The 17228-nt window shown below is 62.0% G+C and carries 28 protein-coding genes; 27 read left to right on the forward strand and 1 reads right to left on the reverse strand.

Going from position 1 to position 17228, the window contains the following annotated elements; all coding sequences use genetic code 11:
* Positions 1-120: 120 nt before the first annotated feature.
* Positions 121-1098 (reverse strand): general stress protein, encoded by a 978-nt coding sequence (locus M3B90_RS05370; protein WP_259888995.1) that lies wholly within the window; start codon positions 1096-1098, stop codon positions 121-123.
* Positions 1099-1523: 425 nt separating this feature from the next.
* Here M3B90_RS05370 and rpsJ point away from each other — a divergent pair, with 425 nt between their 5' ends.
* The 27 genes from rpsJ (at position 1524) to M3B90_RS05505 (ending at position 17226) form a co-directional block, all read left to right on the forward strand.
* Complete coding sequence (gene rpsJ, locus M3B90_RS05375) at positions 1524-1832, forward strand: 30S ribosomal protein S10 (RefSeq protein ID WP_055089348.1); 309 nt, start codon at positions 1524-1526, stop codon at positions 1830-1832.
* A gap of 13 nt (positions 1833-1845) precedes the next feature.
* Entirely contained in the window at positions 1846-2526 is a 681-nt protein-coding gene (rplC, locus tag M3B90_RS05380; RefSeq protein ID WP_259888996.1) for a 50S ribosomal protein L3, read from the forward strand.
* Positions 2527-2531: 5 nt separating this feature from the next.
* Entirely contained in the window at positions 2532-3476 is a 945-nt protein-coding gene (gene rplD, locus M3B90_RS05385) for a 50S ribosomal protein L4 (RefSeq protein ID WP_259888997.1), read from the forward strand.
* Positions 3473-3775, forward strand: coding sequence for a 50S ribosomal protein L23 (gene rplW / locus M3B90_RS05390; protein WP_016664022.1), 303 nt, complete (start codon positions 3473-3475; stop codon positions 3773-3775). The genes rplD and rplW overlap by 4 nt, the downstream gene beginning before the upstream one ends.
* A gap of 46 nt (positions 3776-3821) precedes the next feature.
* Entirely contained in the window at positions 3822-4658 is an 837-nt protein-coding gene (gene rplB / locus M3B90_RS05395; protein WP_259888998.1) for a 50S ribosomal protein L2, read from the forward strand.
* A gap of 21 nt (positions 4659-4679) precedes the next feature.
* Positions 4680-4961, forward strand: a complete 282-nt coding sequence (rpsS, locus tag M3B90_RS05400) for a 30S ribosomal protein S19 (RefSeq protein WP_016664024.1) — start codon at positions 4680-4682, stop codon at positions 4959-4961.
* 59 nt (positions 4962-5020) lie between these two features.
* Positions 5021-5386 (forward strand): 50S ribosomal protein L22, encoded by a 366-nt coding sequence (gene rplV / locus M3B90_RS05405; RefSeq protein ID WP_259888999.1) that lies wholly within the window; start codon positions 5021-5023, stop codon positions 5384-5386.
* Positions 5386-6213 (forward strand): 30S ribosomal protein S3, encoded by an 828-nt coding sequence (gene rpsC / locus M3B90_RS05410; RefSeq protein WP_259889000.1) that lies wholly within the window; start codon positions 5386-5388, stop codon positions 6211-6213. Before rplV ends, rpsC begins: the two co-directional genes overlap by 1 nt.
* 5 nt (positions 6214-6218) lie before the next feature.
* A complete protein-coding gene (gene rplP / locus M3B90_RS05415) occupies positions 6219-6638 on the forward strand; it encodes a 50S ribosomal protein L16 (protein WP_016664027.1) in 420 nt (139 codons plus the stop codon).
* Positions 6638-6871: a 50S ribosomal protein L29 gene (gene rpmC / locus M3B90_RS05420; protein WP_034372255.1), complete on the forward strand. Its 234-nt coding sequence runs from the start codon at positions 6638-6640 to the stop codon at positions 6869-6871. The genes rplP and rpmC overlap by 1 nt, the downstream gene beginning before the upstream one ends.
* A 17-nt stretch (positions 6872-6888) precedes the next feature.
* On the forward strand, positions 6889-7164 hold the full coding sequence (gene rpsQ, locus M3B90_RS05425; RefSeq protein WP_259889001.1) for a 30S ribosomal protein S17: 276 nt from the start codon (positions 6889-6891) through the stop codon (positions 7162-7164).
* Between the two features lie 267 nt (positions 7165-7431).
* The gene (locus M3B90_RS05430; RefSeq protein WP_259889002.1) at positions 7432-8142 is read left to right on the forward strand and encodes a hypothetical protein; all 711 of its coding nucleotides are present in this window, start codon (positions 7432-7434) and stop codon (positions 8140-8142) included.
* Positions 8139-8702 (forward strand): OmpA family protein, encoded by a 564-nt coding sequence (locus M3B90_RS05435; protein ID WP_259889003.1) that lies wholly within the window; start codon positions 8139-8141, stop codon positions 8700-8702. Before M3B90_RS05430 ends, M3B90_RS05435 begins: the two co-directional genes overlap by 4 nt.
* Positions 8692-9465: a response regulator transcription factor gene (locus M3B90_RS05440; protein ID WP_259889004.1), complete on the forward strand. Its 774-nt coding sequence runs from the start codon at positions 8692-8694 to the stop codon at positions 9463-9465. The genes M3B90_RS05435 and M3B90_RS05440 overlap by 11 nt, the downstream gene beginning before the upstream one ends.
* A complete protein-coding gene (locus tag M3B90_RS05445) occupies positions 9462-10373 on the forward strand; it encodes a sensor histidine kinase KdpD (RefSeq protein ID WP_259889005.1) in 912 nt (303 codons plus the stop codon). Before M3B90_RS05440 ends, M3B90_RS05445 begins: the two co-directional genes overlap by 4 nt.
* 503 nt (positions 10374-10876) lie before the next feature.
* Positions 10877-11245 (forward strand): 50S ribosomal protein L14, encoded by a 369-nt coding sequence (gene rplN, locus M3B90_RS05450; RefSeq protein ID WP_259889006.1) that lies wholly within the window; start codon positions 10877-10879, stop codon positions 11243-11245.
* Between the two features lies 1 nt (position 11246).
* On the forward strand, positions 11247-11657 hold the full coding sequence (gene rplX, locus M3B90_RS05455; RefSeq protein ID WP_034372273.1) for a 50S ribosomal protein L24: 411 nt from the start codon (positions 11247-11249) through the stop codon (positions 11655-11657).
* Positions 11657-12214, forward strand: a complete 558-nt coding sequence (rplE, locus tag M3B90_RS05460; protein ID WP_034372276.1) for a 50S ribosomal protein L5 — start codon at positions 11657-11659, stop codon at positions 12212-12214. Before rplX ends, rplE begins: the two co-directional genes overlap by 1 nt.
* Position 12215: 1 nt before the next feature.
* Positions 12216-12401, forward strand: a complete 186-nt coding sequence (locus tag M3B90_RS05465; protein ID WP_016664040.1) for a type Z 30S ribosomal protein S14 — start codon at positions 12216-12218, stop codon at positions 12399-12401.
* Between the two features lie 63 nt (positions 12402-12464).
* Positions 12465-12863 (forward strand): 30S ribosomal protein S8, encoded by a 399-nt coding sequence (rpsH, locus tag M3B90_RS05470; protein ID WP_065247397.1) that lies wholly within the window; start codon positions 12465-12467, stop codon positions 12861-12863.
* 18 nt (positions 12864-12881) lie between these two features.
* Positions 12882-13424 carry a 50S ribosomal protein L6 gene (gene rplF / locus M3B90_RS05475; RefSeq protein WP_259889007.1) on the forward strand — a complete coding sequence of 181 codons (543 nt, stop codon included), beginning with the start codon at positions 12882-12884 and terminating at the stop codon, positions 13422-13424.
* Positions 13425-13426: 2 nt separating this feature from the next.
* Positions 13427-13813, forward strand: coding sequence for a 50S ribosomal protein L18 (gene rplR / locus M3B90_RS05480; protein WP_259889008.1), 387 nt, complete (start codon positions 13427-13429; stop codon positions 13811-13813).
* 35 nt (positions 13814-13848) lie between these two features.
* Positions 13849-14541 (forward strand): 30S ribosomal protein S5, encoded by a 693-nt coding sequence (rpsE, locus tag M3B90_RS05485; protein WP_055089381.1) that lies wholly within the window; start codon positions 13849-13851, stop codon positions 14539-14541.
* Positions 14538-14720 carry a 50S ribosomal protein L30 gene (gene rpmD, locus M3B90_RS05490; protein WP_034372287.1) on the forward strand — a complete coding sequence of 61 codons (183 nt, stop codon included), beginning with the start codon at positions 14538-14540 and terminating at the stop codon, positions 14718-14720. The genes rpsE and rpmD overlap by 4 nt, the downstream gene beginning before the upstream one ends.
* Positions 14721-14723: 3 nt before the next feature.
* Positions 14724-15176 carry a 50S ribosomal protein L15 gene (gene rplO / locus M3B90_RS05495; RefSeq protein ID WP_259889009.1) on the forward strand — a complete coding sequence of 151 codons (453 nt, stop codon included), beginning with the start codon at positions 14724-14726 and terminating at the stop codon, positions 15174-15176.
* A 158-nt stretch (positions 15177-15334) separates the two neighbouring features.
* Positions 15335-16642 (forward strand): preprotein translocase subunit SecY, encoded by a 1308-nt coding sequence (gene secY, locus M3B90_RS05500; RefSeq protein WP_259889010.1) that lies wholly within the window; start codon positions 15335-15337, stop codon positions 16640-16642.
* A complete protein-coding gene (locus M3B90_RS05505) occupies positions 16639-17226 on the forward strand; it encodes an adenylate kinase (protein WP_259889011.1) in 588 nt (195 codons plus the stop codon). The genes secY and M3B90_RS05505 overlap by 4 nt, the downstream gene beginning before the upstream one ends.
* Positions 17227-17228 lie beyond the last annotated feature (2 nt).

Here is a 17228-nt window from a genome sequence, read left to right on the forward strand (position 1 = left end):
TCGTCCGGGGCGCTTTTCTTTGCCCTATTCGGGGTTGAGCCCTTGAGCTTGGAATCTGGCCCCAACGTTTGTGGCGGAACTCAGTGAAATACCCCCGCAAATGTTGGGTGCAGATTCGTATTAGTCGCGGTCAGTCGGCTCCGAGGGGTCCGACGGTAGCCCGTACGTGGGTCGTTTCGACGGCCGGTCATCGACTCTTGTCACGGCTGCGGAGGTAGCTTCAGGCTTGTTGGCGGCGCTCGCCGAATCCTGATCATTGGCGCTGGACCCGGTAGCGCTCTGCGTGAAAAACGACGACTCTCCATCAGTGCGTCGACTGTCGTGGTGGTCGGCGTTTCCGCGTGACTCTCGTGTGGGCTCACCGGATGACTCGGGGTCCTGCGGAGAGGGGAGTTCCCCTTCCTGGGGTTCGGGGCCCGACGTGCCGCTAGCGGGGAAGTCTCGCTCGTACTGCGGAGGAGCGCTCTGACCGTACTGGGGTCGATTGGTGCCGGCAGGCGTTGGACCTCTCTGCCCGTATTTCGGGGCTGAATCGGATGCCACGCCAGGTCCCTGCGGAGGCTGTGCAGGGGAAGCGTTCACCGGGCTTGTGCCGCCGAAAGCGTCGTCTTTGAGACGTACTCCGGCATCCGTGAGAATGCGCCGAGCCTCCATGACATTGCGGTGCTCAACAAGAAGTTCGTACTGCATAGGAACGGTCGCGGTCATGGATGTGAAGTCACGTTGGCCCCCACTCATCGCATGCCCGATCACGGCCCACACGGTGAAGAATGCAGCGCCGAGAAGCACGGAACTTGCGATGTTCGCGACCCAGTTGTCGAGAAGGATCCCGAAAATAAGACCGACAAACAGGCCCATCCACATGCCGCTTAAGAGGCCACCAAGAACGACGCGCCCCCACGTTTGGCGGCCGGTGACGCGTTCAATAAGACGTAGATCTGTTCCGACGATGAGGGTATTTTGCACTGGGAAGCCGGCGTCAGCGAGCGCGTCGACCATGTGCTGGACGTCGGCATACTCCTTGTACGTCCCAAGTGATTGCGGAAATTCAAGCGAAAAAGCTCTCGACTGGAGCGGGCTGTGTGGCTGTTGTGTCATGGCTTTACTCTAGGATGCTTGCCTGCGCGGAGAATCGAAGCGCGCGCGTGCAGGGCACGAGTGCGCTTTGGGAACGCGCAAGGGGAGTAGGTCAGCACGGGAACTGCCGGGCCTTGTGAGGCGTTCCACGCCCGTGCCCCTGGTGCCCATTTGATTCACGTGGCAAACTAGATGAGTTGCTTGCGCGGGCGGCCATGCCCGGTTCCGTTCCCCATCTCTGGGAATGACCACCGGATGACGCCCAGCCCGAGGATGCGAACAGTGTGGAAACTCCGCTGAGGGCGCATCGTTTGAGGGAACAGTCGCAAGTGCAAGGGTTTCGCGCGGCCTTTTTGCGCCTCGCAAGAGCGACACACCCGACCGCGGGTGTCGGTCTGGCCCACTCCATGTAAGAGCGGTTTTAGAGAAAGAGATAGACCTAGGCTATGGCGGGACAGAAGATCCGCATCCGGCTCAAGTCGTATGACCACGAGGTGATTGACAGCTCGGCGCGCAAAATCGTCGACACTGTCACCCGCGCTGGTGCAACGGTCGTGGGCCCGGTGCCGCTGCCGACTGAGAAGAACGTTTTCGTTGTGATCAAGTCGCCGCACAAGTACAAGGATTCCCGTGAGCAGTTCGAGATGCGCACCCACAAGCGCCTCATCGACATCGTCGATCCCACGCCCAAGGCAGTGGATTCGCTGATGCGCCTCGACCTGCCTGCGGACGTCAACATCGAGATCAAGCTCTGAGGTATCGGAACACATGAGTAACGAACTGACAGGGCAGCGCGATCGCGTCATCAACGGCGTGCTCGGCACAAAGCTCGGAATGACCCAGGTGTGGGACGAGGACGGCAAGATCGTCCCCGTGACCGTGGTTCAGGCCGGTCCGTGTGTTGTCACGCAGGTCCGCTCGCAGGACGTTGATGGCTACGACGCTGTCCAGATCGCGTACGGCGCGATTGATCCCCGTAAGGTGACGAAGCCCCTCAAGGGTCACTTCGAGAAGGCCGGCGTCACGCCGCGCCGTCACCTCGCCGAGCTCCGCACGAACGATGCCGCGGAGTACGAGCTTGGCCAGGAAATCGACGCATCGATTTTCGAGGCCGGCCAGAAGGTCGACGTTGTCGGCACGACCAAGGGCAAGGGTAATGCTGGCGTTATGAAGCGTCACGGTTTTGCCGGTGTGAGCGCCTCGCACGGCCAGCACCGCAACCACCGCAAGCCCGGCTCGATCGGTGGCGCCTCGACCCCCGCACGCGTGTTCAAGGGCATGCGCATGGCGGGCCGCATGGGCGGTAACCGCAACAGCGTCCAGAACCTCACCGTTCAGGCGGTGGACGCCGAGAAGAACCTCGTGCTCATCAAGGGGGCCGTGCCCGGCCCCAAGGGTGGCATCGTGCTGGTTCGCTCGGCCGTCAAGGGCCCGAAGAAGGGAGCCTGATTTTCATGGCTAACAACCTGACTGTCGACGTTCTCGACCCCGCAGGCAAGAAGACTGGCACTGCCGAGCTTCCCGCTCACATCTTTGATGTTCAGACCAACGTGGCGCTTATCCACCAGGTCGTGACGGCTCAGCTCAACGCTGCACGCCAGGGCACGCACAAGGCCAAGACCCGCGGCGAGGTCCGCGGTGGTGGCCGTAAGCCGTGGAAGCAGAAGGGCACCGGTCGCGCTCGCCAGGGTTCGATCCGCGCACCCCAGTGGACCGGCGGTGGCGTTGTGCACGGCCCGGTTCCGCGCGACTACACCCAGCGTGTACCGAAGAAGATGAAGGCTGCCGCCCTTCGTGGCGCTCTTTCGGATCGCGCACGCTTTGGTCGCGTTCACGTCTTCACCGCGCTTCTCGAGGGCGACAAGCCTTCGACGAAGCTCGTGGCAAAGACCATCGCTACCGTCTCGGACAGCTCGAACTTCCTCCTGGTTGTTCGTCGTGACGACGAGGTCGGCGCGCTCAGCTCGCGCAACCTCGCGAACGCTCACGTGCTGTTCGCCGATCAGCTCAACACCTACGACGTGATGGCATCCGACCATGTCGTCTTCACCGAAGGTGCGCTCGAGGACTTCGTAGCTGGCGCAACGCTCGCCGCTGTGAAGGCCCCCGCGCATACGGCCACCGTGGCTGCCCCCGCAGCCGCCAAAGCTGAGGCGAAGACCACGCCCGCGGCAGTTGAGGCCCCCTACGGGGAAGGCAGCGCTCTTCCGCTCGACGGTGGCAAGGCCCCCGAAGGTTTCACCATCAAGGGCAACAGCAACTCCATGAAGTACCACACCGAGGAATCGCCGTGGTACGGCCGCACCAAGGCTGAGGTCTGGTTCGCGACGACCGAAGCAGCGGAAGCCGCCGGTTTCGTGAACGCTGTTCGCTCGGCCGATGAGGAGGAAGCCAAGTGACCTCGATCAACAAGAACCCGCGCGACATCCTTTTCGCGCCGGTCCTCACCGAGAAGTCCTACGGCCAGATGGACGAAGGCAAGTACGTCTTCCTCGTCGATCGCCGCGCAAACAAGACCGAAATCAAGCTCGCCGTCGAGGAAATCTTCGACGTCAAGGTTGCTTCGGTGAACACCATCAACCGTCAGGGCAAGACGCGTCGCACGCGTTTCGGCATTGGCAAGCGTAACGACACCAAGCGCGCCATTGTCACCCTCAAGGACGGATCCATCGACATCTTCGGAGGCGCGACCGCGTGAGCGGTCGTGACCCGAAGACAAACGAGAGAGTCTGAGGAAACCCACGATGGGAATTCGTAAGAACAAGCCGACCTCGCCGAGCCGCCGTGGCTCGAGCGTCGCCGACTTCGTCGAGATCACTCGTAGTGAGCCGGAGAAGTCGCTGGTCCGCCCCCTGTCCAAGACGGGTGGCCGTAATAACAAGGGCCGCGTGACGTCGCGTCACCGCGGTGGTGGCCACAAGCGTGCCTACCGCGTGATCGACTTCCGTCGCCACGACAAAGACGGCATCAACGCCAAGGTCGCCCACATCGAGTACGACCCGAACCGTACCGCGCGCATCGCTCTGCTCCACTACCTGGACGGCGAGAAGCGCTACATCCTCGCCCCGGCGAAGCTTCGCCAGGGTGACGTGCTCGAGAGCGGCCCGAGCGCCGACATCAAGCCCGGCAACAACCTTCCGCTGCGCAACATTCCCGTTGGTACCGTTGTGCACGCGATCGAGCTCCGCCCCGGTGGCGGCGCGAAGATTGCCCGCTCCGCGGGTGCCTCCGTGCAGCTCGTCGCAAAGGAAGGCAAGTTCGCCCAGCTTCGTATGCCGTCGGGCGAGATCCGCAACGTCGATGCGCGCTGCCGCGCGACCATCGGCGAAGTGGGCAACGCCGAGCAAGCCAACATCAACTGGGGCAAGGCCGGCCGCATGCGCTGGAAGGGCAAGCGCCCGCACGTCCGTGGTGTTGTGATGAACCCTGTGGACCACCCGCATGGTGGTGGTGAGGGCCGCACTTCGGGCGGTCGTCATCCCGTTTCGCCTTGGGGTCAGCCGGAAGGCCGTACCCGCAAGCCGAACAAGGAAAGCGACAAGCTCATCGTGCGCCGCCGCCGTACCGGCAAAAAGCGCTGATAGGACGAGGGATAAACAGTTATGCCACGCAGTATTGCTAAGGGCCCCTTCGTTGACGATCACCTTCAGAAGAAGGTTGACGCTCAGAACGAAGCCGGTACCAAGAATGTCATCAAAACCTGGTCGCGCCGTTCGGTCATTACGCCGGACTTCCTCGGCCACACTTTCGCAGTGCACGATGGCCGCAAGCACGTCTCGGTGTTCGTCACCGAGTCGATGGTTGGCCACAAGCTCGGCGAGTTCGCTCCCACGCGCACTTTCCGCAGCCATGACAAGGACGACAAGAAGGGACGTCGCCGCTAATCGCCCACGAGGCGAAGTGACGATGATCCTCGCTATTCACTAAAGAAAGCAGGACAGCAATGGAAGCCAAGGCGCAGGTGCGGTACATCCGTATTTCGCCCATGAAGGCCCGGCGCGTCGTTGACCTTATTCGTGGTAAGAGCACGGGTGAAGCGCTGGAGATGCTGCGGTTCGCGCCGCAGGCCGCCAGCGAGCCCGTCTCGAAGCTCGTAAAGTCCGCGATCGCCAACGCCCGCGTGAAGGCAGATCAGGCAGGGGAGCGTTTCGATGAGCAGGAGCTCGTCGTGTCCGCTGCATTCGTCGACGAAGGCCCGACCATGAAGCGGTTCCAGCCGCGAGCTCAAGGTCGCGCATTCCAGATCAAGAAGCGCACCAGCCACATCACCGTGGTTGTTGCCCCGTCGAAGAAGAAGGAGACCCGCTAGTGGGCCAGAAGGTCAATCCCAACGGGTTCCGCCTCGGTATTACGACCGACCACACGAGCCGCTGGTTCGCTGACTCCACGAAGGAAGGTCAGCGCTACCGCGACTACGTGAAGGAAGATGTCGCCATCCGCAACCTCCTCTCCGAGGGGCTTGAGCGCGCTGGCGTCTCGAAGGTCGAAATCGAGCGCACCCGCGATCGCGTTCGCGTTGATTTGCACACCGCTCGCCCCGGCATCGTGATCGGTCGCCGTGGCGCGGAGGCCGAGCGTCTCCGCGGCCAGCTCGAGAAGCTGACCGGCAAGCAGATTCAGCTCAACATCCTCGAGGTCAAGAACCCCGAGGCAGACGCGCAGCTCGTTGCTCAGGGCATCGCCGAGCAGCTCGCGAGCCGCGTGTCCTTCCGCCGTGCAATGCGCAAGGGCATTCAGTCCGCGCAGCGCGCTGGCGCGAAGGGTATCCGTGTCGCCGTTTCGGGCCGCCTCGGTGGCGCCGAAATGAGCCGCAGCGAGTTCTACCGTGAAGGCCGCGTGCCCCTGCACACACTTCGCGCGAACATCGACTACGGCTTCTACGAGGCCCGCACCGCTTTTGGTCGCATCGGCGTAAAAGTGTGGATCTACAAGGGCGACATCACGTCCAAGGAACTCGCTGCACAGCAGGCCGCCCAGGCTCCGCGCCAGGGCCGTGGTCCGCGCGCTGAGCGCCCCCGTGGCCGCCGCAACGAGCGCAACGCCGCCCGCCGTGAGAATGCGGAGGCTTCGGCACAGGCAGCTGCCACGTCCGAGGCACCCGCAGCCGCTCCGGCTGATAAGGGAACGGAGGCCTGAGTCCAATGCTGATCCCGCGTAGGACCAAGCACCGCAAGCAGCATCGCCCCACCCGTACCGGTATGGCCAAGGGTGGCTTCGATCTCGCGTTCGGCGATTACGGCATCCAGGCTCTCGAGCCCGCCTATGTCACGAACCGCCAGATTGAGGCTGCACGTATCGCCATGACCCGCTACATGAAGCGTGGCGGCAAGGTCTACATCAACATCTACCCCGATCGCCCCCTCACGAAGAAGCCTGCCGAGGTCCGCATGGGTTCCGGTAAAGGTTCGGTGGAGTTCTGGGTAGCGAACGTCAAGCCCGGCCGCGTCATGTTCGAGGTTGCCGGCGTCGATGAGCCCACGGCACGCGAGGCGCTCCGCCTTGCGATGCACAAGCTCCCCATGAAGTGCCGAATCCTCAGCCGAGAGGGTGGTGACATCTGATGGCAGCCACGAAGCTTACCGCTGACGAGCTCAACAAGCTCGATGACGCAAAGCTTGCCGAAGAACTCGCGAAGGCCAAGGACGAGCTTTTCAAGCTCCGTTTCCAGGGCGCGACCGGCCAGCTCGAGTCGAGCGCTCGCTTGCGTTCGGTCAAGAAGGACATCGCACGGATCTACACAATCCTGCGCGAGCGCGAGCTGGGGATCCGCCAGGCCCCCGGTTCGGCCGAGTGAACGAGCGAGGTTAGGTAATGAACGAAAAGCAGGTCGCTGAAGAGCGTCCGTACCGCAAGACTCAGCGCGGCTACGTCGTCTCCGACAAGATGGACAAGACCATCGTTGTCGAGGTCGAGGAGCGCGTGAAGCACTCGCTGTACGGCAAGGTTATGAAGAAGCACAAGAAGTTCAAGGCCCACGATGAGGAGAACACCGCCGGTATCGGCGATCTTGTTCGCATCATGGAGACCAGGCCGCTGAGCGCCTCGAAGCGCTGGCGCCTCGTCGAGATCATCGAAAAGGCCAAGTAAGTCTTGCGGGGTATTCCCCGAAAGACTCCCGCAAAAGGGGCTGTTCGCGCATGAGCGAGCGGCCCCTTTTGCTTTGTCTGTGCCACGTATGGGAATGCTGCGACACGGGTTGACGAATATGCCTCGCCCGCCATGGCTGTCGCAAATCTGCGACACGGCATGGCAGAGTAGGTACCGCGTCGCAACGCCGCCGCGACATCCGCCCAATAGCGTGGAGGTAACGAGGAGGCGAGAAGCGGCTCCCGGAACTTTGAGGAGTGAATCCCCATGACGACGACCACGATGACGAAGCGCCGCCTCGCGGCAAGCCTTGCGGCAGTGTCCCTTCTTGTTGCGGGCGCAAGCGGATGTTCGTTCGGCGTGCTCGGCAGCAGCGATGAGAAGCCCGCGGATCAGACGAGTGCAGCGGCGCCGGCGGACAACAGCGGCGGCGGGAACCAGGGAAGCGACGCCGAAGGCGCGAATCCCGCGCAAGGTTCGAGCGACGCCGGTGGTTCCGAGCAGGGCGCTTCTGATCAGGGCGGCGCGAATGGTCAGCAAATTGCGGGTGATCCCAGCGGCAAAAATTACCCCGAGCCGATCTTCACGACCGAGGCCGCCGCAACTGTCAAGGACGATCCAAATGCCACTCTCACGGCGTCCTTGCACGAGCTCAAGCGCGATGGCGATACAGTGACAGCCTTTTACTCCTTCAAGCTCAATACGACCTCGAAAGAGGAACAAAGCTTCTTCAGGCTTAATGGTAGCCATAGGTGGACGCCCTTCATTATCGACACCAAGAACCTTCGTAAGCACAGGCCGCTCTCGACAACCAATAACCAAGAGCGTGCGATGACGGAGCTCATTGACGTCGACATCATGCCCGGTCAAACGGCGTATGCTTTCGCGACCTTTGCTGCCCCGCCAGAAGACGTCAAGACGATGGACGTCATGCTGTGGGAAACCGGTGAGATCGCAAAGGGGGTCGAAATCAAATGAGGAAGCGTCATTTTGTAAGCCTTATGGCTGCGACCTGCGTTTTCGCCGCGGGACCCGTGGCTCTCGCCGATAACGGCGATGAAACGCCAGCTCCCGAGCCCCCAACTCAAATCGGGACCTACGAGCCCAATACTTACCCGCTTGAGCAGAACATTTACGAGCTCGAAACCAATATCGAAGACCTCAACACCGATACGCAAGAGGGCAACACCAAGGTCGTCACCTTGAACTCAGACATCCTCTTCGACTACGGGTCCAATGAACTTTCGGAGCCCGCGAAAAAGCGCATCGGTGAACTCGTCAAAGACGTTCCCCAGGGCGCGACCGTGAAAATCGACGGCCACACGGACAACATCCCCTACCATCGCGGCAATGACGTGCTTTCCAAAGAGCGCGCCCAGGCCGTGGCCGATGCGATTACCGCGGCGCGCGGGGACCTAAATCTTGAGGTCGCCGGCCACGGGGATACGAAACCCGTTGAGCCCAACGAGAGCGGCGGGGAGGATAACCCCGAAGGGCGCGCCAAGAACCGGCGCGTGGAGATCCGTTATGACGGGTAGCCACCTTCTGCCGAACGCGTCCGGATCGGCCGGTTCTTCGGAGCCGGCCGATCCGGCCCGCCAGCACATCCTTCTCGTGGACGACGACGAGACGATCCGCGAGCATCTTGGGGGGGTTCTTTCTCGAAGTGGCCTCGAGGTGCGCATGGCCTCGAATGGAGCGGAAGCCCTCGACAAACTGGACGAGAGTGAGCCGGACCTTGTGATCCTCGATGTCATGATGCCGGTCATGGATGGCCGCGAGACTCTTCGTCGCATCCGCGAACGGCACGAGTGGCTCCCTGTCATTCTTCTTACCCAGGTGGGGGAGAGCTTCGAGCGTGCCTCGGCGCTCGACGAGGGGGCTGACGACTACCTCAATAAGCCCTTCGACCCACACGAGCTCCTTGCCCGCATTCGCGCCGTCCTCCGCCGTAGTTCGCGGGGTTCGGCACCCCTCAGTACTTCGTCGACTCTGACCTCGGGGGAGCTGCGCATCGACCGCACGGCTCGACGAGTGTTCGTTCGCGGCAACGAAGATCAGCTCACGCCGCGTGCTTTTGCACTTCTCGAATATCTCATGGCGCATCCCGGAGAAGTGTTCACTCGCGAGAGGCTTCTGCAAACCGTGTGGGGATTCGATGCGATTGTGACAACCCGCGCCGTGGATCACCGAATCGCAGAGATCCGGCGTGTGATTGGTTCCGACGACGATTCCCCCGCGTATATCGAGACCGTTCCGAGCCTCGGCTATCGCTTCGCGCACAAGGTCGAACGTTCATGAAGAAACACCCTTTCACCTACGCCGTCGTTGTGGTCGCGCTTCCACTCGTCGTCGGCCTCATCGCCTCTCTCGTGTGGAGCCTTTTCGGCGATACAAGGCACATCTACTTTTCGATGGCGCTTGCGTGGCTCCCTGTCACGGTCGGTGTGCTCCTCACCCTCGCGGCTCTTCCTGCGTTGGGCTCGTGGTGGTACACGCGTCATGCCGTGCGCCGGGCGCAGCGCGAGACCGCAGCCGAGCAGACTGCCAGTCGCCGCCGGCTCATCGCGCGCCTCGATCACGAGATCAAGAATCCCATCCAGGGGATCCGCGCTGCTCTTGCCGACGAGCCCTCCGAGCGTCAACGTCAGAGCATCGACGCGCAGTCGCGTCGCCTTACGTCCCTCTTGAGCGACCTTCGCAAGATTGGCGAAGTTGAGCACACTCAGCTAGAGGTCACGGAGGTAGACCCCTCGCGGCTCGTCCATGACGCGATCGAGACGGCGCGGGAAGTCCCCGGCGCTAGTGAGCGGTCGATGAGCGTTTCGCTCCCGACCGCACCGCGCCCACTGCCGCCGATCAAAGGCGACGAGGATCTCCTATTCCTGTGTCTCGTAAACGTGCTGACGAACGCGGTGAAGTACTCGAGGCCCGGTGACGCGATCGAGGTTCGCGGCCGCCAACTCGAGAATGGAATCCTGCTCGAAGTGGCTGACACGGGGCTCGGCATCGCTCCCGACGACATCCCCCTCGTGTGGGAGGAGCTCGGCCGTGCAAGCGAGGTGCGTGGGATAGAAGGCTCCGGTCTCGGATTGCCCATGGTGAAAGCGATCGTCGAACGCCACGGCGGCACGGCTGCCCTTACGTCGTGGCACGGCGAGGGCACGTCCGTGAGCCTCACCCTCCCGTTCGCGGGGCCAGCGCACTAGCGAAAGGGAAAGGATCCGGTGCGCTCAAAGGGAGCGATGGCGAAGGCGTCGCTCGAGCAGCGTGCACGAGCGTGAGGTCCGACGTTTGCCGGCAACCGTCGGACCCGCGGCTGTTCGAAAACTTCCGCGCAAGCGCACGAACAACAGCCTGGCCGAGCGAGACCAAGCACACACGAGCGGAGCCCCTTTCCCCCTTACCAAGAACGAGAGCGTGCCGTAAACTAGACGGGTTGCTGTGTGAACGCGTCCGAAAAACTTCGAAGTTTAAGGGACGCGCCACTGAGCACAGGACCCGGTCCTCGGGCCCCACGTGGGACCCAGCCCAGCCGGAGACCTTGCATCGCCTTTCGGCAGTGCCTGAGTCCGGCTCGGGGTTTTTTGATGCCCGGGAACTGGAAGCCGCTGTGCCCACTCGTGGGCCCGGTGGAAAACAAGTCCGATATCCGTTCCGCAAGGCTTGAGGCGAACGCCGAGAGAACCGGCGAGACGCAAGGAGAACGTTAGTGATTCAGCAGGAGTCGCGACTCAAGGTCGCCGACAACACCGGTGCAAAGGAAATCCTCTGCATTCGTGTTCTCGGTGGCTCCGGTCGCCGTTACGCCGGCATTGGTGACACCATCGTTGCGACCGTCAAGGACGCAATCCCTGGCGGAAACGTCAAGAAGGGCGATGTTGTGAAGGCCGTCGTGGTTCGCGCCACGAAGGAACGCCGTCGTGCCGATGGTTCATACATCCGTTTTGATGAGAACGCCGCCGTCATCCTCAAGAACGACGGCGAGCCGCGCGGTACCCGCATCTTCGGCCCCGTGGGCCGTGAGCTGCGTGATCGCCGGTTCATGAAGATCATCTCGCTGGCACCGGAGGTGCTGTGACATGAGCATGAAGATTAAGAAGGGTGACCTCGTTCAGGTCATCACCGGTCGCACGAGCGACGCAGACAAGATCGCCAAGCGCAACGAAACCCGCGCCGAAAAGGGCAAGGGCGAGCTCGCCGCAGGCGACAAGGGCAAGCAGGGCCGCGTACTCCAGGTGTTCCCCGACACCCAGCGCGTGCTCGTCGAGGGTGTCAACCGCATCACCCGCCACAACAAGCCCGGCTACAACGGCCAGGCCGGCGGCATCGAGCAGGTCGAAGCCCCGATCCACATCTCGAACGTCGCCCTCGTGGCTGACGACGGCAAGCCGACTCGCGTGGGTTTCCGTGAAGAGAAGGTCGAGCTCGAGGACGGCCGCACGAAGACCATTCGTGTGCGTTACTCGAAGCGCACCGGGAAGGACATCTGATGACCGAGACGACCACCCCGCGCCTGAAGACCAAGTACCGCGAAGAAATCAAGGACTCGCTCCAGAGCGAGTTCAACTACGCCAACCCGATGCTCATTCCCGGTCTTACCAAGATCGTCGTGAACATGGGTGTCGGCGATGCCGCACGTGACTCGAAGGTCATCGACGGTGCTATTGCGGATCTCACCGCGATCACCGGCCAGAAGCCTCAGGTGACGCGCGCCCGCAAGTCGATTGCCCAGTTCAAGCTTCGTGAGGGGCAGGCCATCGGCTGCCACACAACCCTTCGCGGCAACCGTATGTGGGAGTTCCTCGACCGACTGCTTTCGACCGCGCTTCCGCGTATCCGCGACTTCCGCGGCCTCTCGCCGAAGCAGTTCGACGGCAACGGCAACTACACCTTCGGTCTCACCGAACAGGTCATGTTCCATGAGATCGACCCTGACAAGATCGACCGCGTTCGAGGCATGGACATCACCGTGGTGACCACCGCCAAGACCGACGACGAGGGACGTGCGCTGCTTCGTGCGCTCGGCTTCCCCTTCAAGGAGAACTGATATGGCCAAGACAGCGCTAAAGAACAAGCAGCAGCGCAAGCCCAAGTTCGCTGTGCGCGCCTACACCCGGTGCCAGAAGTGCGGCCGCCCGCACTCGGTGTACCGCAAGTTCGGTCTTTGCCGCGTGTGCCTTCGCGAGATGGCCCACCGCGGTGAACTGCCCGGCGTCACCAAGAGCAGCTGGTAAGGACTATCGCCACAGGTCCCCGTTCCTTGCGAGGGAAACCACGGTGAGAAAGAAGCATTCGACATGACAATGACTGATCCGATCGCGGATATGCTCACGCGAATCCGGAACGCCAACACCGCGTTCCACGATTCCGTGACCATGCCGTACTCGAACCTCAAGTCCCGCATCGCGGAGATTCTGAAGGCCGAGGGGTACATCAAGGACTGGCACGAGGAAGAAGCCGAGGTTGGTAAGAACCTCGTCATCGAACTCAAGTACACCGACGATCGCGAGCGCGCGATCTCCGGCGTTCGCCGTGTCTCGAAGCCCGGCCTTCGCGTATACGCAAAGTCCACCAACCTGCCCAAGGTGCTTGGCGGCCTCGGCGTGGCGATTCTGTCCACGTCCTCCGGTCTCCTCACCGACAAGCAGGCCACGAAGAAGGGTGTGGGTGGGGAAGTCCTCGCCTACGTCTGGTAACCGGAAAGGAGAACCGTAATGTCCCGCATTGGACTTCGTCCGGTTTCCGTACCGGCTTCCGTCACTGGTGTGACTATCGACGGCCAGCACGTCCAGATCGCTGGCCCGAAGGGCGAGCTTCAGTACGAGGTGCCGGAGCCTCTCAGCGTCGAGCGCGCTGAAGACGGCTCGATCGTCGTGCGCCGCCCCGACGAAGAGCGTGAAAACAAGGCCCTCCACGGCCTTGCACGTACCCTCATCGCAAACATGGTTCAGGGCGTCACGGAGGGCTTCGAAAAGAAGCTCGAGATCGTGGGCACCGGCTACCGTGTTGTCGCGAAGGGAACCGACCTCGAGTTCGCGCTCGGGTTCTCCCACCCCGTTCTCGTGAAGGCCCCCATGGGCATCACGTTCAACGTGGAGAGCCCCACCAAGTTCTCGGTGTCGGGTATTGACAAGCAGCTGGTCGGCGAGACAGCCGCGAAGATTCGCAAGATTCGTAAGCCCGAGCCGTACAAGGGCAAGGGTGTGCGTTACGCCGACGAGACCGTGAAGCGCAAGGCCGGAAAGGCTGGTAAGTGATTATGGGTTTCGCTGAAAAGCACACTCGCGGTGACCGCAAGAGCCGCGTCCGCGCACGCGGCCGCCGTCACCTGCGCCTCCGTCGCCGTGTTGCGGGTACCGCTGAGCGTCCCCGTCTCGCTGTGACCCGCTCGGCGCGCCACATGTACGTTCAGGTCATCGACGATACGAAGGGTGTCACCCTCGCATCGGCGTCGACCATGGAAGCAGACCTTCGCGCGTCGGAGGCTACGAAGACCGAGAAGGCCAAGCAGGTCGGCTCGCTCGTGGCGAAGCGCGCGAAGGAAGCCGGTATCGACGCCGTGGTCTTCGACCGTGGCGGCAACAAGTACCACGGCCGCGTGGCCGCCGTCGCTGACGGCGCACGTGAGGCCGGACTGACTCTGTGACCACCCCCCGGAAATAGGACGAGAAGAGGATTCACATGGCTGCTGAGCAGCGTAACAATGGTCCCGCGGCCTCCGGTCGGAGGGGCGAGAACGAGGATCGTAACAACCGCGGTCGTGGCAACGACCGCAACCAGGGCGGGCGCCGCGGCGAGGGTCGTGGCGGTCGTCAGGAAGAGAAGTCGGCCTTCCTCGAGCGTGTTGTCACCATCAACCGCGTGTCGAAAGTTGTCAAGGGCGGTCGCCGCTTCGCCTTCACCGCGCTTGTTGTGGTTGGCGATGGCGACGGTACCGTTGGCATCGGTTACGGCAAGGCAAAGGAAGTTCCCGCCGCCATCTCGAAGGGTGTTGAGGAAGCAAAGAAGAACTTCTTCCGCGTTCCCCGCATCCAGGGCACGATCGTGCACCCGGTCCAGGGAGAGGATGCCGCGGGCGTCGTCTTCCTTCGCCCGGCTGCTCCCGGTACCGGTGTAATCGCCGGTGGTCCGGTGCGCGCCGTTCTCGAGTGCGCAGGCGTCGCCGATGTTCTGTCGAAGTCGCTTGGCTCCTCGAACACGATCAACATCGTGCACGCAACCGTCAAGGCCCTCAAGCAGCTCGAGGAACCGGAAGCAGTGGCAGCGCGTCGCGGCCTTCCCCTCGAGGATGTTGCCCCCGGCTACCTGCTTCGTGCGCAGGCCGAGGGTCGCGCAGCGGCTCGCGAGGCGCGTGAAGAGAAGGTAGGTGCCTGATGCAGCTCAAAGTTACTCAGGTCAAGTCTGTAATCGGCGGTAACGACGCACAGCGTTCCACGGTGCGAGGCCTCGGCCTCAAGCGCATCGGTGACGTTGTCGTGAAGGAAGACCGCCCCGAGATTCGCGGCATGATCAATGCCGTCCGTCACCTCGTGACGGTTGAAGAGGTGGACTGATCCATGGCGAACGAAAACCCGCTTAAGCTTCACGATCTTCGCCCGGCTCCCGGCGCAAAGACCGCCAAGACTCGCGTGGGCCGCGGTGAAGGTTCGAAGGGTAAGACTTCGGGCCGCGGTACCAAGGGTACGAAGGCTCGCTACCAGGTGAAGGCCGGCTTCGAGGGTGGTCAGACCCCGATGCACCGCCGCCTTCCCAAGCTTCGCGGCTTCAAGAACCCCTTCCGCGTGGAGTTTCAGGTTGTCAACCTGGACACCATCGAGGCGCTTTTCCCCGAGGGTGGCACCGTCACCGTCGAGGACCTCGCCCAGAAAGGTGCCGTGCGCAAGAACCAGCCCGTCAAGGTGCTCGGTTCGGGCGACATCTCCGTGAAGATTGACATCACCGCTCAGAAGTTCTCGGCTACGGCTGAGGAGAAGATCACCGCTGCTGGCGGCTCGATCACTGTGGCGTGAGTTGAAGCAAATTTCATAATGCTTCTTTGACCAGGCGCCGCGACTCGGGTTATTTTGAGTCGCGGTGCCTGTTTGTTTAGGCCTTAAAGCCATTGCTCTAATGCGCCCCGTGTGCATGATTGGCCCACCCCTCGGGCCACCCCGACAGGAGGAACCTGGTGGACAACGCCTTCGTGCGCGCCTTCCGAACCCCTGAGCTGAGGAACAAGCTTCTTTTTGTTCTGGGAATGCTCGCCATCTATCGCTTCGGCGTGTTCGTGCCGACCCCCGGCTTTGATTTCACGAACATCACCGCGTGCGCTGATCAGGCGCTCAGTGGCGACGGCGGCGGTGTGCTCGGCATGGTCAACCTGTTCTCGGGTGGGGCGCTCTTGCAAATGTCGGTTTTCGCGCTTGGCGTGATGCCGTATATTACGGCTTCGATTATCGTGCAGCTTCTTCGAGTCGTGATTCCGAAGTTCGAAGAGCTCCATAAAGATGGCCAAGCGGGCCAGGCAACTTTGACGCAGTACACGCGTTACATGACGATTGGCCTCGCCGTCCTTCAGTCAACTACCGTTATTACGCTCGTGCGAAGCGGCGCATTCTTCGCGGGGTGCAATCTTCCCCTCGTGCCGAACCAATCCTGGTGGATGCTTGTGCTCATGATCCTGACGATGACCACGGGAACCCTTGTCATCATGTGGCTTGGCGAGCTCATCACGGAAAAGGGGGTCGGCAACGGTATGTCGCTGCTCATTTTCACGTCGATCGCCGCCGGCTTCCCCGGCTCCTTCGGTCAGATTCTCAAGCTTCAGGGCTGGTTGACTTTTGCGACCGTCATGCTCGTGGGCATGGTCATCGTTGTCGCCGTCATCTATGTTGAGCAGTCGCAGCGCCGAATCCCAGTGCAGTACGCGAAGCGCCAGGTAGGTCGCCGACTCGTGGGCGGTTCCTCGACCTACATCCCGATCAAGGTCAACCAGGCCGGCGTTATTCCTATCATCTTTGCGTCGTCTCTTCTTGCCTTGCCTCAGCTCATCGCTTCCTTTGGTGACCAGACCGCAGGTTGGGTGCAGTGGATTCACAAACACTTCGTCCTCGGCCAGGGCGTTTCATGGCCCTACGCGGTCGTGTACTTCGCCCTCATCGTGTTCTTTGCGTTCTTCTACGTGTCAATTACGTTCAACGCTGAAGAGATCGCCGACAACATGAAGAAGTACGGGGGCTTCGTGCCGGGGATTCGCGCGGGCCGTCCGACCGCGCGCTATCTCGAGTACGTGATCAATCGCGTGCTTTCCGCGGGGTCGCTGTATCTCGGCATCCTCGCCCTTGTTCCGCTTCTCGCATTTGCGCTTCTCGGCGCCGACCAGAACTTCCCGTTCGGCGGAACCTCACTCCTCATCATTATCGGTGTTGGCCTCGATACCTTGAAGCAGATCAGCTCCAAGCTCCAGCAGCACCACTACGAAGGGATTGTCCGATGAACGCCGCCTCCACTCCCGCACGCCGACTCCTCATTGTTGGTCCTCCCGGTGCCGGTAAGGGAACGCAGGCTGAACGCATCGTGGAGAAGCTCGGTGTGCCGGCAATTTCAACCGGCGATATCTTCCGCGCGAATGTCTCGAATGAGACCGACCTCGGCGTCCTCGCCAAGTCCTACATGGATAAGGGCGAGTACGTTCCTGATTCGGTGACGAATGACATGGTCGAGGGCCGCCTCGGTGAGTCCGATGCGAAGAATGGCTTCCTTCTCGACGGCTATCCTCGCACCGTAGCGCAGGTTGAGGCCCTCGACGGGATCCTCGAAAAGCTCGGTGTTGCACTCGACGCCGTTGTCCTGCTCGACGTGGACAGCGAAGCCATCGTCCAGCGTCTCCTTCAGCGCGGTAAGGAACAGGGCCGCAGCGATGACAATGAAGAGACGATTCGCCGCCGCATTGAGGTGTACGGGGAGCAGACCACCCCGCTCATCGACATCTATGAGCGCCGCGGCCTCGTGAAGCGCATTGACGGTATGAAGGACATTGACGCCGTGACCGCCGATATCCTCGCTGCCCTCGGAGCTTGAGA

The sequence above is a fragment of the Dermabacter sp. p3-SID358 genome, from assembly GCF_025147465.1.
Lineage (GTDB): Bacteria > Actinomycetota > Actinomycetes > Actinomycetales > Dermabacteraceae > Dermabacter.